Here is a 13,426-nt window from a genome sequence, read left to right as displayed (position 1 = left end):
GCACGTCAACTGCGAGTGCCCCAGCGCATGAGGACGTGCATGCGTTGTTCCCACAGGTCGGGGCGCAGGCGACCGCTTCGGTCCAATGCCGCCATCCCGTGCAGTGCGCTCCAGAACACTTCGGTGTACGCCCCGGATTCGTCGTCGGGGACGCGCGGGCGGAAGAGTCGCTCGAGTTCCTCGAAGCAGTCGCGCAGTGTCTGCGGGGCGTCGGGACCGAAGGGCAGTTCGGTGTCCTGAACGAACATGGCGTCGTAGAGGGCGGGGTTGTCGGCGGCGAAGTGCAGATAGGCCCGGGCGACCGCCTCCATCGCGGCGTCGGGGCCGTCGGCCTGTTCGTGCGCGGCCCGCAGGACATCTCTGAGCAGGGCGATCCCCTCCTCGGCGACAGCCGAGACGATCGCTCGCTTTCCCGAGAAATGGCTGTAGAGCACGGGCTGGCTGTATTCGATGCGTTCGGCGAGCCGGCGCACGGTCACCGCATCCCAGCCGTCGGATTCGGCCAGTTCACGTGCACTGTCGATGATCGCCTGCCGGCGCTGGGCACGTTCGCGTTCCTTGCGTTCCTGAACCGTCATACCGGAATTCTAGCAACGCTAGACAAGTTAGCGATCACCACTTACGATCGAACTCATCGGTTAGCAACGCTAGATTTTGGAGCAAGACAATGACGCGTACTCGCATCGCCACCGCCCTCGTCCTGATCGGCGTCGCCTTCATCCTGTACATCGGCCTCGGCTACGTCCTCGCACCGAATTCCATGGCACCCGGTTTCGGGCTTCCGGCCTGGCCGCAGGGAGAGTCGTCGGCCTTCATGACACTGAAGGGAGTCCGCGATATCAGCTCCGGCGTGGTGCTGCTGGCGCTGCTGCTGACGCGGCAGCGCTTCGCCCTCGGTATCGCGATGCTCGCCGTCGCGGTGACCCCGGTCGGCGACATGCTGACGGTGCTGAACAACCACGGTTCGGTGACCACCGCGCTGAGCGTGCACGGCCTGACCGCAGCTTTGGTCGCGGCCACCGGCGTGCTGCTCGTGCGCGAGCGTTCGGCGGAGTCGTCCCGCGACACCGTCGCAGCGGTGCCGGTCACCGCTGTCTCGCAATAGTCGTAGGGAGTTCTCGGCCGCTACAACGACAAAGGCCGCCCGTGCGAATGCACGGGCGGCCTCGTCGATTCACAGCACGGGCCGATGCACAGCACGGCCGATGCACAGCCCTGGAGCGACGACCGGAACTAGACGTCGGTGGAGAAGCGGATCCCGCCGTCGGGCAGATCCACGCCCGGCCAGATGCGGGCGCCGCGCAGCAGCTCACAGCGGGCGCCGACGCTGGCGCCGTCACCGATCACGGCGTCGCGGACCAGCGCTCGCGGACCGATGCGCGCGCCGAATCCGATGATCGAGCGCTCCACGGTGGCGCCGGCCTCGACCCGGGCACCGTCGAACAGCACCGCACCGTCCAGCCGCGCACCGGCGCCGACCTCGGCGCCGCGGCCCACCACCGTGCCGCCGATCAGCAGCGCACCCGGCGCGACGCCGGCACCGGGATGAACCAGTGATTCGCCGCGCTGCCCCGGCAGCGCCGGAGAAGGCGCGATGCCGCGCACCAGATCGGCGGACCCGCGCACGAAATCCTCGGGCGTACCCATATCGCGCCAATACGAGGCATCGACATGGCCCTGAATGTGGGCGCCCTCGGCCAGCAGCGACGGGAACACCTCGCGCTCGACCGATACCGGACGGCCACTCGGGATCTTCTCGATGTACTCGCGGCGGAAGACGTAGCAGCCGGCGTTGATCTGGTCGGTCGGCGGATCCTGGGTCTTCTCCAGGAACGCGGTGACCCGGCCGGTCTCGTCGGTGGGTACGCAACCGAACGCGCGCGGATCACCGACCCGGACCAGATGCAGGGTCACATCGGCACGGGTCGAGGCGTGCGTATCGAGCACGGCACCCAGATCGGCGCCGCCGAGGACGTCACCGTTGAAGACCATCACGTTGTCGGCGCGCAGCTTCGGCAGCACGTTGCGGATGCCTCCGCCGGTTCCGAGCGGCTCGGTCTCGGTGACGTATTCGAGGTCGAGGCCGAGCTCGGCTCCGTCGCCGAAATGCTCCTCGAAGACCTCGGCCTTGAACGAAGTGCCCAGCACCACATGAGTGATGCCGGCATCGGCGATCCGGGCCAGCAGGTGATGCAGGAACGGTAGACCGGCGACCGGCAGCATCGGTTTCGGCGCCGACAGCGTCAGCGGGCGCAGCCGGGTGCCCTGGCCACCGACCAGGATCACGGCGTCAGTTGCGGTATCCACGCCGCTCCCTCCCGAATTGTCCGGCATCAGTCTTCCCCTGTTCAGGTTCGGTCCACGCGTTATCGCTGCGCTTCGCGGTCGCGCTCGCGCAGCGCAGATCGAACCGCAAGTTTGCAGCGAATCGCAAGTCCGGCCCGCAACGCCCAGCGCAGCGGGGCCTGCCACCAGTGCGGATGGCGGTCGGCCTGGAAACGATAGGCGGAGGCGTGGTGGGCGGGCAACATGGTCTCCGGATGCCGCCCGGCCGCGTGTCCCTTGGCGTGGGTGACCTCGGCGGTCGGCACGAAGACGTTGCGCCAGCCGGCCTTGCCCATCCGGTCGCCGAAGTCGACATCCTCCATGTACATGAAGTAGCGGGAGTCGAAGCCCTCGATGCTGTCGAACGCGTCACGCCGGACCAGCAGGCACGAACCCGACAGCCAGCCGACCGTGCGCTCGGCGATCTCCTCGTTCTCCTGCCGGTACCGGCGCGTCCACGGGTTACCCGGCCAGACCGTGCCGAGGATCGCGTGGCCGGCGCCGTCGAGCAGGCCGGGCACGCGCCGCGCGGAGGGATAGATGCTGCCGTCCGGCTCGTGGATCAGCGGCCCGAGCGCCCCGGCTCGCGGCCAGCGCCGCGCGGCGGCCAGCAGCTGATCGATGGAATCGGTACCCCAGCGCACATCGGGGTTCGCGATGATCACGTATTCGATATCCGGATCGAGCTCGGCGACCGCTCGGTTCACCGCGCCGCCGTAACCGATGTTGCCACCGGTGCGCAGCAGCGTGACGTGTTCGTTGGACTCCGCGGCCAGCTCGGGAGCGCCGTCGGTCGAGCCGTTGTCGGCGAGGATCACCTGCGGCTTCTCCGCGGTGGCGGTCGCGAGTGTGCTGATGAAGTGGTCGAGATGCTCGCCCGGCGAATAGGTAACGGTGACCACCGCCAGCTGAGGGGTACGGTCCGCGGAAGGGGCTGAATCCGAAGCGCTCACGGAAGGCCAGCCTAATGGGTGAGAGGCCGGAGTAGGTACCCGAGCGCAGCCACCCACAGGGCCTTATCAGACTGACGGCCGGCGCCGGTGCTCACACTCGCCGCCTCGCGCGGCGGCGAGCAGGAAGAATCACGGTTTCGCCCGATCCGACAGGCGTGCCAGCGCGTCGGCGAGCGCCGCGCGCCACTCACGCAGCGGGGTGAGCCCGGCCTCGGCCCACGCCCGATTCGACAGCACCGAGTACGCCGGGCGCCGTGCTGGACTCGGGAAATCGGCGGTGCCGCAGGGCCGCACCCGCTCGGGATCGGCCCCGAGTTCGGCGAACACCGCACGCGCCAGCCCGAAGCGGCTGACCGCACCCGCGTTGCTCGCGTGCAGTACCCCCGGAACCGGCTGTCGCGCAACGAGTTCCAGCAGACCCTGCGCCAGATCGGGCGCGTAGGTGGGCGATCCGATCTGATCATCGACCACCGATATCGTCTCGCGTTCGGCCTCGAGCCGGAGCATCGTCGCCACGAAGTCGCCGCGGTCACCGGTGTAGACCCACGCCGTGCGCACGATCGTGGCCTGCGGATACTCTCCGAGCACGGCCTGCTCACCGGCCAGTTTGGTACGGCCGTACACACTTGCCGGTCCGGTCGGGTCGTCCGGCTCGTACGGGTCCGAGGCCGTGCCGTCGAAGACGTAATCGGTCGAGATGTGGATCAGGCGCGCATCGGCCACGCGGCAGGCGGCGGCGAGTACCGCCGGCCCGGTGACATTGCCCGCATACGCCGCCTCGTGGTCGGACTCCGCGGCGTCGACGGCGGTGTAAGCGGCACCGTTGAGCACCACGTCGCCCGGACGCACGACAGCGCGCACCGCCTCGGCGTCGGTGATGTCGAGATCGGCACGCCCCAGGGCGAGTGCCGTGGGCGCCGCCGCGCGCAACGCCCGGCCGAGCTGTCCGCCGGCACCGGTGATCACGAGCCGGGAGTGGGAATCGGGACTCACCCGACAAGTCTGGCACGCCACGCCAACAGCGGTTCAGCGGTGCGGGCGCACTGGTTGGATAGCCTCGAATCCGGGAACTCCCCGGTACGCCACCGGTATCGGAGGCGGTGGGCTACGCGGGCAGATTCTCGAACGGGGGTCGATCGAGCGTGGAAAAGGAATACGGAGTGCCGCAGAACAGAAGTGCGTCGTCGTCGCCCCGCGGCGCCGGAGCACCACTGCCCGGCGGCCGCATCCCGCGAGCTCGCGGCGTTCGCCCGAGTCCGGATCCCGGGGTGAATCGTCCCGGACGACTGCTCGCCGTAGCCGCGGCGGCCGTGGTGTTCATCGTCACCGGCTTCGGCTGGCACAGTGTGGATTCCTTGATCTCCGGTATCGAGCGGATCGGCAATCTCGGCCTGGGCGGCGGCCACGACGGTGCGGTCGACATCCTGATGGTCGGCATCGACAGCCGCACCGACGCGCACGGCAATCCGCTCAGCGACCAGGAACGGGCGATGCTGCACGCCGGCGACGAGGTCGGCACCAACACCGACACCATCGTGCTGGTCCGGGTGCCCAACGACGGCCGTTCGGCGACCGCGATCTCGATTCCGCGCGACTCCTACGTCGACATCCCCGGAATCGGCAAGGGCAAGATCAACTCCGCCTACGGCGCGACCAAGGAGAACGCCCGGCAGAAATACGCGTCGCAGGGCCTGTCCGACTCCCAGATCGAGCAGAAGTCCACCCAGGCCGGCCGGCAGGCGCTGATCAAGTCGGTCGCCAACCTCACCGGGATCACCGTCGACCACTACGCCGAGGTCGGGCTGCTCGGATTCGTGCTGCTCACCAATGCCGTCGGCGGGGTGGACGTATGCCTGAACAATGCGGTGGACGAACCGCTCTCGGGCGCGGATTTCCCAGCCGGACAGCAACGCCTGAACGGGGCGCAGGCACTGAGTTTCGTACGCCAGCGCCACGATCTGCCGCGCGGCGACCTGGATCGGATCGTGCGTCAGCAGGTGTTCATGGCCTCGCTGGTGAACAAGGCGCTCAACGCGCGCATCCTCGCCAATCCCGCGAAGTTGCGCGAACTCAGCGATGCCGTCGGCCGCACGATCGTGCTCGACGAGGACTGGGACGTGGTGGCCTTCATGCATCAGCTGCAGGATCTGTCCGGCGGGAAGGTGAATTTCGAGACCATTCCGGTGCAGGACCTCGACGGGACGACCGCCGACGGCGAATCCGTGGTGAAGGTCGATCCGAAATCGGTGAAATCCTTCGTCGCGGCGGCGGTCGGCGCCACCACCGACGAGCACGACGACGACCGGGCGGTGGCGCCGAGTTCGGTCACCACCGACGTCTACAACGCCGGCAGTACCGGTGGTTTGGCCGGCCAGGTCGCGCAGGCCTTGACCGGCAAGGGTTTCCACACCGGAACAGTCGAGAACTGGCCGGGTTCGCCGGTGCGCAGCAGCCGGGTCCTCGCCGCCTCCAGCTCCGATCCGAAGGCGAAGGCGGTCGCCGAGGCGCTCGGCGGCCTGACCGTGGTCGCCGCACCGGATGTGCCGGAGGGCGCGGTGCGCGTAGTGCTCGCCGATGACTACTCTGGTCCGGGCTCGGCGGCCGGCAGTCTGTTCGATATGTCCGGAACCTCGCCGGCCTCGGGCACCGCGACACCGGTGCCGCCCGCGCCTCCCATCGACGCCGGCCAGAACGGACCGAAATGCGTGAACTGAACGACACTCTCACCGATGCCCTGCTCGGCCCGATCCTCGCCCGCGAGCCCGCGGCGCCCCGGATCACCCACTACGACGACAGCACCGGTGCCCGCATCGAACTGTCCGGGCTGACGCTGGCGAACTGGGCGGCCAAGACCGCCAATATGATTCGCGACGAATTCGGCCTCGCTCCGGGCGCACGGGTGTCGGTGCTGCTGCCCGCGCACTGGCAGACCGCCGCGGTCCTGCTCGGCTGCTGGTGGGCGGGCACGGAGGTGGTGCTGCGGCCGGACGCCGACGCCGAGCTCGCGCTGGTCTCGGCCGCACGCATCGACGAGGCCGGTGATATCGCCGAGGTGGCCGCGCTGTCGCTGGACCCTATGGGCATGCCCGTCGCCGATCTGCCGGTCGGCGTCACCGATTACGCCACGTCGGTGCGGGCGCACGGTGATCAATTCCACCCGTCGGGCGCGGGCGCCGCGCTCGACGGCGCCACCGTCGCCGAGACCGTGGCCGCGGCCCGGGCCTCGGCCGAACAGCAGGGGTTCACCGCGAGCGACCGGGTGCTGTCCACCACCGACTGGGACACCACCGCCCACCTGATCGACGGACTGCTCGCGGTGTACGCGGCCGGGGCCTCGCTGGTGCAGGTGACCGCCCCGGATCCGGCGCGGCTCGAGCACCGGATCGACGCCGAGCGCGTCACCACTCGCCGATCCTGATCTCCTACCCGGGTAGGGCACGGCGATCCACCCGCGGTCCGTTTTCGGCTCGCCCGCTACTCCGTAGTGTGGGTGTCAGGGAACCGGACGACGAACGGGGATGGCGATGAAGCCGCAGTACTGGTTTCGGTGGTTGGTGGTGCAGGGCACGCCGCGGCTGGTCTTGAAGACCTACGCCCGGCGCGGCGAAACCGTGGCACAACTGATGTCCAGCCCCGAGGCGGTCGATGATCCGATACCACTGCTGGAATCCCTGCGCGCACAGGGACGGCTGGTGCACTCCCCCCTCGGCTGGGCGACCACCGACTACGAGGTGGTGCGGACCGTGCTGCGCGACACCACCTTCAAGGTCGCGGCGGCCGAGGGCTTCGTGCCCGGACCGCTGCGGCCGCTGATGGATCTGGCGCCGCTGCCGCCCAATCCGGTGCAGCCGCCGTCGATGCTGGTGATCGATCCGCCCGACCACACCCGGATGCGTAAACCGGTGGCCTCGGCATTCACTCCGCGCGCGATCGCCCGGCTGCGCGACCGCGTCGAATCGGTGACCACGGAACTGCTCGATGCCCTGCCCTCCGGCGGATCGGCGGATCTGGTGGCAGATTTCGCCTCCCAGGTGCCGATCGCGATCATCTCCGAAATGCTGGGCTTCCCCGACGCCGACCGCGACCGCTTCCTGGCGTGGGGCGACGCCGTCTCGCCGATGCTCGATATCGGCATCAGCTGGCCCACCACGCGCGACGCCTCGGCGGCCATTCTGGAGATGGACCACTATCTCGACGAGCACATCGCGCGGCTGCGGCGCGAACCGGGCGAGGACATCCTGTCCGGCCTGGTGAGTTCCGGCACGCTGGACAACACCGAGTTGAAGGCCTCCGCCACGCTACTGATGGGCGCCGGATTCGAGACCACGGTCAATTTGATCAGCAACGGCGTCGTGCAGCTGGTGAACCATCGCGATCAGCTGGACCTGCTGCGCGAGGATCCGCAGCTGTGGCCCAACGCGATCGAGGAGATTCTGCGTTTCGACGCCCCGGTGCAGAACACCGGCCGCATCGCCGGGCGCGATGCGGAGCTGGGCGGGGTCACCGTGCACCGGGGCAGCACGGTGGTGCTGTCGCTGTCGGGCGCCAACCGTGACCCGAAGGTGTTCGACGAACCGCACCGCTTCGACGTCACCCGCGCCAACGCCAAGGATCACCTGACGTTCTCCAGCGGCATCCACGCCTGCCTGGGCGCGAGCCTGGCCCGGATGGAGGGCACGTACGCGCTGCGGTCGCTGTTCGAGCGTTTCCCGAATCTCGTGCTGGCCGGTCGCCCGCAGCGCCGGCCGCTGTTCACCCTGCACGGCTACAGCCGGCTGCCGGTGCTGCTCGGTAAGCGCGCCGAACAGCCCAGCAGCGTCTGAGCCGGCTCAGCTGAAGCCGACCGCCTGGTCGCCCCAGGCGGTGTGCAGATCGTGATCGGGATCGTCGAGGACTCGATCCGCGGCGTCGACGAGCAGTGTCGTGCGGGTGGACTCGCGGTAGGGCGGCCAATGCTTCGAGCCGTCCAGCGCGGCCGGCACTCCGTGCTCGGCGAAGGCCAGCCAGCGCCGCATCATCCGGCCCGAGACCTCGCTCGCGACCTTGCGACCGCCCAGCCAGAAGGTCGGGTCGTGATCGAAGGAGCCGAAATTGCCGAAGATGTACGGCAATTCGGTGGCGTGTCCGGCGCCCACACGCGCCGCCTTCAGCATCGGCGTGGCCTGATCGAAGCGATACATCCAGGTGCGGCTGTGCCGGGAATGCGCATCGGCGACCCAGTGCGCCGGCATCCGGAACGCCGCATCGGTCGACATCGCCAGCGCGCCGCGAGTCTTGGTCAGATCCGGGTAGGCGGAGGTGATTTCGGCGATGCGCTCGTGCGACATCCCGGGGTGTTCCCCCGCGATGGCATTGAGCATCGCGTTCACCGCATCCGGTGTCACCGGCATGATCGGCGAGCGGAACAGCCGGAACAGCGATGCCTCGTCCTTGTTGGTGCCGATGATCAGCGGTACGCGATGCGAGCGGCCCTGCTGGAAACGGTCGGTCGGATAGGTGGGCAGCAGATCACCGTCCACCACCGGCGCCGCGGCCAGGCGCCCCGGCGACTGCAGCGGCACCTCGTCCAGCAGGATGCCGGCCGCGTCCACGATCCGTTCGATGGGGCATTCCAGCAGTTCCCCGGCACGTTCGGGCGGCAGATCCATCAGTTCCAGGAAGCGGCTCGCCACCCCTGCGGCCCGATCGGGGCCGAAGACCGTCGTGGCCGGGGGGCTCTGCGCGATGGCGCGGTGGAACAGGCCCGCGGCCCGCGGCGAGGTCAGCAGCGCGGTGACGCATCCGGCGCCGGAGGATTCGCCGAAGACGGTGACGTTGCCCGGATCGCCGCCGAAGGCGGCGGCATTGTCGCGCACCCATTCCAGCGCCGCTATCTGGTCGTGCAGGCCGAGGTTGGCGACGAACCGGTCGCCCAGCGAGGACAGATCGAGGAAGCCGAGTGCGCCGAGCCGATAGTTCACCGCGACGATCACCACGTCGCCCATCTCGACCATCCGGCGGCCGTCGTAGATCGCCTGGGCCGCCGTGCCCAGACAGTAGGCGCCGCCGTGCAGCCACACCATCACCGGACGCGGCCGCACCGGCTCGGCGGCCGGTGCCCACACGGTGACCCACAGGCAGTCCTCGCCCATGCGCAGCCCCGAGTCGACGGGCACCATATCGCCCATGGTCTGCGGCGCGATCTCGCCGAATTCGGTGCAGTCACGCACTCCCGACCAGGGTTCGGGCGGTTCCGGCCGGGCGAACCGCTTCGGGCCCGCCGGTGCCGCGGCATAGGGGATGCTGCGCCACACGTGAACCGATCCCGTACGGAATCCGCGTACCGCACCGCTGGTCGTGTGGGCGACGGGTCCGGCAGTGTCCTCGACCGGGGTCGCCTCGAAGAATTGAGTGCTCATCTCGCACCTCCTCGTACTCCCTGTAACCGAGAGTACGTCCGAGATCATTCGTACCGCGTCAGCCTCGATCGATGTGGCCGAGGTCGCGGGCGGGATCGATGCGGTCGCGCACGCGCTGTTTCAGCCCGGCGACATCCGGGAAGCCGCCGTCGGCCTTGCGCTCCCAGATCTGCTCACCGTCCACGGTGATCCGGAACACTCCACCGGTTCCGGGAATCAGTGCCACCTCGTCGAGGTCGGTGCCGAAGGTGTTCAGCAACTCTTGGGCCATCCATCCGGCCCGTAGTAACCATCGGCATTGCGTGCAGTATTCGATCGCGATTCGTGCCATGCGGTGACCCTAATGAGGGTCCGGATTCCCGGTAGCCACCGCGCGACTGTCCACGTTTACGGCAACTCCTTCGCTATCTGCATTAATCGGAAATGTATTGCCGAAATAATAATGGGAGAGCACGGGAAACTCTTTACGAGCCGGTTACGATTCGATATCTCCATCGACGTAGACCCAGCGGCCGTCGATACGAGCAAACCTGCTGCACTCGGAGAGCACACCCCGCCGGCCGTCGTATCGGTACGTGGCGCGGAATTCGACCACTCCGGTGTCGTCGAAGAGGCCGCCCGCCTCCGTAGCGAAGACCTGCAGCGATACCCAGCGCTGCGCCGGATCCAGGGCCAGCCGTCGCGGCCTGGTTCGCGGATGCCAGGTCCGCAGCAGGTAGTCGCGATCGCCGACGGCGAAGGCGGTGTAGCGCGAACGCATCAGCGCCTCGGCGGTCGGCGCCGGGCGGCTGTCGTCCAGGCGCGGGCCGCAGCACTGCCCGAACTGTTCGCCGCTGCCGCACGGACAGCGGTCGGTGTAATCCGGACGCTCGGGAAAGGTATCGGCCATCGGACGATTATCGCCGCCCGATATCACCTGTTCCGGCGGCGGCCGAAGACGGCGGGTACATCCGCGCGGCCGATGCGGTCGAGTTCCTCGGCCAGCCGGGCGGTCTCGTCGTACCAGTCACGCAGTTCGTGCAGGGTCGGCGCGGGTTCGGAGTCGAGGTGATGTCCGGCCCGCGACAGCGTCGCCCACAATCCGGCGACCCGGCCCGACAGTTCGGGGCCGGCGCAGCTGTCCAGCGCCAGCAGCTGGGCGCGCATACTGCACCGGGCCAGCGGTGGCGACACCCGCGCCCACAGCCGGTCCACCGACTGTTCCAGCGCGATCCGCAGGATCCACACCGTCGCCCGCGACCACAGGCCGCCCGCATCGGTGACCGTGCCGTCGAGCAGTTCCGCGGCCGCCGCCAAGCGCTCGGCCACGGTCGGTCTCACGGATTCAGCCATGTCACGAATCTCTTCGTCCCCGAGATCAAATCGCCCGAGCGACGCTGGATGCGAATATGGGCTCCGGCCGTGGCATCGCGCACCACCGCGCGCGCCCACGGCGCCTCCCGGTCGAGATAGTCGTTGAGATCGTCAACGCGGTCGGGCACACCGAAGACCGCCAGGGCGACCGTCTCCCACGTGGTCCGGGCCCGATCGACGCGGCGCTGGACCTCGCGGTGGTCGACGCCGGCGGCCAGCAGTTCTCGCCGCGCGCGGGCCAGCGCGGCCGCCTCGATCGCGGATCGGCAGCAGGTGATGACCAGTTCGTTCGCGATGGGCTTGGGCAACTGCCTGGTGCGCAGCAGGGCCCGCGCGTCGCCGAGATAGCGCTGCACCGGATCCTCGACCGCGCGCACCTCCACTCGCGAGTGTTCGCGCCGCTGCACGTCGAGAACCGTTGCGTCCAAACGTAACCGGCGCACCGCCTCGGCCAGCCGCTCGTCGTGGGTGAACACGATGACCTGGCGTCCGCTGCGCGCCACCGCGGCCAGCACGCGGGCGAGTCCGTCGACCTTCGCCGGATCCATCGCCTGCACCGGGTCGTCGATCATGACGAATCCGAACGGACTTTCGGCCACCGTGGCCCGCGGCAGGAACAGGGCCAGGCCCAGGGCATGCAATTCGCCCTGGCTCATCACTCCGAGAGCGGCGGCTCCGGAGTCGTCCACGGTGACGTCGAGCAGCACCTTGCGACTGGCTCCGGCGTTGCCCTGCAGGCGAATCGCGCCGAGGTCCACATTGCTGCGCTGGCGCAACCCGCCCCAGATCCGCCGGGCGTGCTCGGCCAGCGGGGCGAGCCGCTCGTCGCGCAGGCCGGCGGCGGCCGACTTCAGCCAGTCCTCGGCGCGGCGGACGGTACGCAGTTCGGCATCGGCTGCGGCCACCAGCCGCGCCTCGTGCAGCCAGGTGGCGATGCGCGGGACCAGCGGCGTCCAGACCGCATCGATGCGATCGAGTTCCTTGTGCACGGCCCGCTGCAACACCTCCAGCCGCACCGCGAGGTCGGCGTGCGCGCCGCGCATCCGGGCCGCCAGCGTGGCGCCCGCTTCGACCTCCAGCAGGGCGGACCAGGATGACCAGGCGCGACGGGCGTCCACGGGATCGATATTCGGCGCGGCGATGGTCGATTCCAGTTCCGGCGGCACCGGCTCGATCAGAGCACGGGCCGCGGCGATCGCCTCGCCCAGCGCGCCCCGGGCGGCGGTCAGGACGGCGGCGCGCCGCTCGACGGCCTCGATCCGGGCTGTCGCCTCGCGCCGCCACCGCGAGTCGAGCCGGCCGTGGCCGCAGACCGGGCAGGGGCATTCGCCGTCCTCGGCGTGTTCGCGGGCGCCACGCAGCAGGTCGACGACACGGAGTTCGGCCTCCAGATCGCCGGTCGCCAGGTCCAGCAGCTCCGCGGTGGCCCGCTCGACCGCCTCGGCGGCCGCCTCGACCTGGACGGGAGCCGGAATACGCAGCCGTGCCACGGCCTGCAGTGCCGCGACACCGCCGGGGTCGTGGCGGGCGCCGGCGAGTTCGTGGGCGATCGCGGACAGGTCCGGCGCGGGCGCGCGCAACATCTCGGCGACGCGCTCGGCGCGCTCGTCGGCGACGGTGATCAGTTCGTCCAGCAAAGCCTGCCGGCCGTCCCGGGACTGTTTCGCGGCGCGTTCCAATTCGATTCGGCGCGTGCGGGTCCGGTCCAAGGCGGCACTGATGTCGTCGAGCCCGAGCAGCCGATGCAGCGCGTCGAACAGGTCGCTGGGACGGCCGTCGACCACCGCGCCGAGTTCGTTGTAGGACAAAAACGGCCGATACAGCTCCAGGGCGCGGGCCCAGTCCTGCGGGCGGAATCGGTCGCTGTCGCTGCCGTTTTCGTGCTGCGTCCAGCTACCTTCGGACAGTTCGTCGCCGCCGGCCCACGTGCGCTCGATCGTGAACGGGCCGCGTTCGTGCGCGACCAGATCGATCGCGATCCGGGGATCCTGCTCGCAGTGCATATTCCGCCAGCCGTCGCGCCAGACCGCGGATCTGCCCTCCCAGCGCCGGTTGACGCCGGTGAGTGCGAGTTCCGCGGCCTCGGCGAAACTCGACTTACCCGACCCGTTGCGGCCGACCACCAGCGTCAGACCGGGGCCGGGCGCGATGCGCAGTACCGCCTCGCGACCGATTCCGCGGAAGCCGCGGACGCGGATGGCACGCAGGAATACTCCGGATCGCGGCCCGGCGCCGCCCGCCTCGGCGGACTCCCCCAGCGCCTCCAGCACCGTCTGCGCTACCTCGGGGCTCACCGACGAATCCGTCTGCAGCCGAGCCGAAACCAGGTCACGCAGCCGCGGCGCGACCTCCCCCTGCTCTTGCCCCACTGCCCCTCCCGGCCCTCGCACACGACTC

The 13,426-nt window shown here is 69.5% G+C and carries 13 protein-coding genes; 4 read left to right on the top strand and 9 right to left on the bottom strand.

The genetic code is table 11. The features are described 5' to 3' along the window. Nucleotides 1-5: 5 nt before the first annotated feature. Nucleotides 6-578 (bottom strand): TetR/AcrR family transcriptional regulator, encoded by a 573-nt coding sequence (locus IG65_RS0112160; protein WP_030514998.1) that lies wholly within the window; start codon nt 576-578, stop codon nt 6-8. Between the two features lie 89 nt (nt 579-667). On the opposite strand from IG65_RS0112160, the gene IG65_RS0112155 reads away from it, so the two are divergent. After that, on the top strand, nt 668-1,105 hold the full coding sequence (locus IG65_RS0112155; RefSeq protein WP_030514997.1) for a DUF4267 domain-containing protein: 438 nt from the start codon (nt 668-670) through the stop codon (nt 1,103-1,105). A 128-nt stretch (nt 1,106-1,233) separates the two neighbouring features. Here IG65_RS0112155 and IG65_RS0112150 read toward each other — a convergent pair whose 3' ends face one another. From IG65_RS0112150 to rfbD, 3 genes are all read right to left on the bottom strand, one after another. Continuing rightward, nucleotides 1,234-2,334: an NDP-sugar synthase gene (locus IG65_RS0112150; protein WP_030514996.1), complete on the bottom strand. Its 1,101-nt coding sequence runs from the start codon at nt 2,332-2,334 to the stop codon at nt 1,234-1,236. A gap of 32 nt (nt 2,335-2,366) precedes the next feature. After that, nucleotides 2,367-3,278 (bottom strand): glycosyltransferase family 2 protein, encoded by a 912-nt coding sequence (locus IG65_RS0112145; RefSeq protein ID WP_051755793.1) that lies wholly within the window; start codon nt 3,276-3,278, stop codon nt 2,367-2,369. A 129-nt stretch (nt 3,279-3,407) separates the two neighbouring features. Next, a complete protein-coding gene (gene rfbD / locus IG65_RS0112140) occupies nt 3,408-4,271 on the bottom strand; it encodes a dTDP-4-dehydrorhamnose reductase (protein ID WP_030514994.1) in 864 nt (287 codons plus the stop codon). Between the two features lie 275 nt (nt 4,272-4,546). Here rfbD and IG65_RS0112130 point away from each other — a divergent pair, with 275 nt between their 5' ends. The 3 genes from IG65_RS0112130 (at nt 4,547) to IG65_RS0112120 (ending at nt 8,101) form a co-directional block, all read left to right on the top strand. After that, entirely contained in the window at nt 4,547-5,992 is a 1,446-nt protein-coding gene (locus IG65_RS0112130; RefSeq protein ID WP_081879422.1) for an LCP family protein, read from the top strand. Beyond that, on the top strand, nt 5,980-6,696 hold the full coding sequence (locus IG65_RS0112125; RefSeq protein ID WP_030514992.1) for a TIGR03089 family protein: 717 nt from the start codon (nt 5,980-5,982) through the stop codon (nt 6,694-6,696). Before IG65_RS0112130 ends, IG65_RS0112125 begins: the two co-directional genes overlap by 13 nt. Before the next feature lie 100 nt (nt 6,697-6,796). After that, complete coding sequence (locus tag IG65_RS0112120) at nt 6,797-8,101, top strand: cytochrome P450 (protein ID WP_369801527.1); 1,305 nt, start codon at nt 6,797-6,799, stop codon at nt 8,099-8,101. Nucleotides 8,102-8,107: 6 nt separating this feature from the next. On the opposite strand, the gene IG65_RS0112115 is transcribed toward IG65_RS0112120, so the two are convergent. The 5 genes from IG65_RS0112115 to IG65_RS0112095 all read right to left on the bottom strand — a co-directional run bounded on the left by IG65_RS0112115 (nt 8,108) and on the right by IG65_RS0112095 (nt 13,398). After that, on the bottom strand, nt 8,108-9,676 hold the full coding sequence (locus IG65_RS0112115) for a carboxylesterase/lipase family protein (RefSeq protein WP_030514990.1): 1,569 nt from the start codon (nt 9,674-9,676) through the stop codon (nt 8,108-8,110). A gap of 58 nt (nt 9,677-9,734) precedes the next feature. Next, nucleotides 9,735-10,007, bottom strand: a complete 273-nt coding sequence (locus tag IG65_RS0112110) for a SelT/SelW/SelH family protein (RefSeq protein ID WP_030514989.1) — start codon at nt 10,005-10,007, stop codon at nt 9,735-9,737. Between the two features lie 144 nt (nt 10,008-10,151). Continuing rightward, nucleotides 10,152-10,565 (bottom strand): YchJ family protein, encoded by a 414-nt coding sequence (locus IG65_RS0112105; RefSeq protein WP_030514988.1) that lies wholly within the window; start codon nt 10,563-10,565, stop codon nt 10,152-10,154. Nucleotides 10,566-10,588: 23 nt separating this feature from the next. Then, nucleotides 10,589-11,008: a hypothetical protein gene (locus IG65_RS0112100; RefSeq protein WP_030514987.1), complete on the bottom strand. Its 420-nt coding sequence runs from the start codon at nt 11,006-11,008 to the stop codon at nt 10,589-10,591. After that, on the bottom strand, nt 10,993-13,398 hold the full coding sequence (locus IG65_RS0112095) for an AAA family ATPase (RefSeq protein WP_030514986.1): 2,406 nt from the start codon (nt 13,396-13,398) through the stop codon (nt 10,993-10,995). Before IG65_RS0112095 ends, IG65_RS0112100 begins: the two co-directional genes overlap by 16 nt. Nucleotides 13,399-13,426 lie beyond the last annotated feature (28 nt).

The organism is Nocardia sp. NRRL WC-3656, from assembly GCF_000720265.1.
Taxonomy (GTDB): Bacteria; Actinomycetota; Actinomycetes; order Mycobacteriales; family Mycobacteriaceae; genus Nocardia; species Nocardia nova.
The sequence above is the reverse complement of the archived record's forward strand: the minus strand, read 5'-3'. Positions and strand labels throughout refer to the sequence as shown.

Excerpts from the sequence above, each read along its gene's own strand:
- IG65_RS0112160 (WP_030514998.1), bottom strand. The coding sequence starts at position 578 with ATGACGGTTCAGGAACGCAAGGAACGCGAACGTGCCCAGCGCCGGCAG.
- IG65_RS0112155 (WP_030514997.1), top strand. The coding sequence starts at position 668 with ATGACGCGTACTCGCATCGCCACCGCCCTCGTCCTGATCGGCGTCGCC.
- IG65_RS0112150 (WP_030514996.1), bottom strand. The coding sequence starts at position 2,334 with ATGCCGGACAATTCGGGAGGGAGCGGCGTGGATACCGCAACTGACGCC.
- IG65_RS0112125 (WP_030514992.1), top strand. The coding sequence starts at position 5,980 with ATGCGTGAACTGAACGACACTCTCACCGATGCCCTGCTCGGCCCGATC.
- IG65_RS0112120 (WP_369801527.1), top strand. The coding sequence starts at position 6,797 with ATGGCGATGAAGCCGCAGTACTGGTTTCGGTGGTTGGTGGTGCAGGGC.
- IG65_RS0112115 (WP_030514990.1), bottom strand. The coding sequence starts at position 9,676 with ATGAGCACTCAATTCTTCGAGGCGACCCCGGTCGAGGACACTGCCGGA.
- IG65_RS0112110 (WP_030514989.1), bottom strand. The coding sequence starts at position 10,007 with ATGGCACGAATCGCGATCGAATACTGCACGCAATGCCGATGGTTACTA.
- IG65_RS0112105 (WP_030514988.1), bottom strand. The coding sequence starts at position 10,565 with ATGGCCGATACCTTTCCCGAGCGTCCGGATTACACCGACCGCTGTCCG.
- IG65_RS0112100 (WP_030514987.1), bottom strand. The coding sequence starts at position 11,008 with ATGGCTGAATCCGTGAGACCGACCGTGGCCGAGCGCTTGGCGGCGGCC.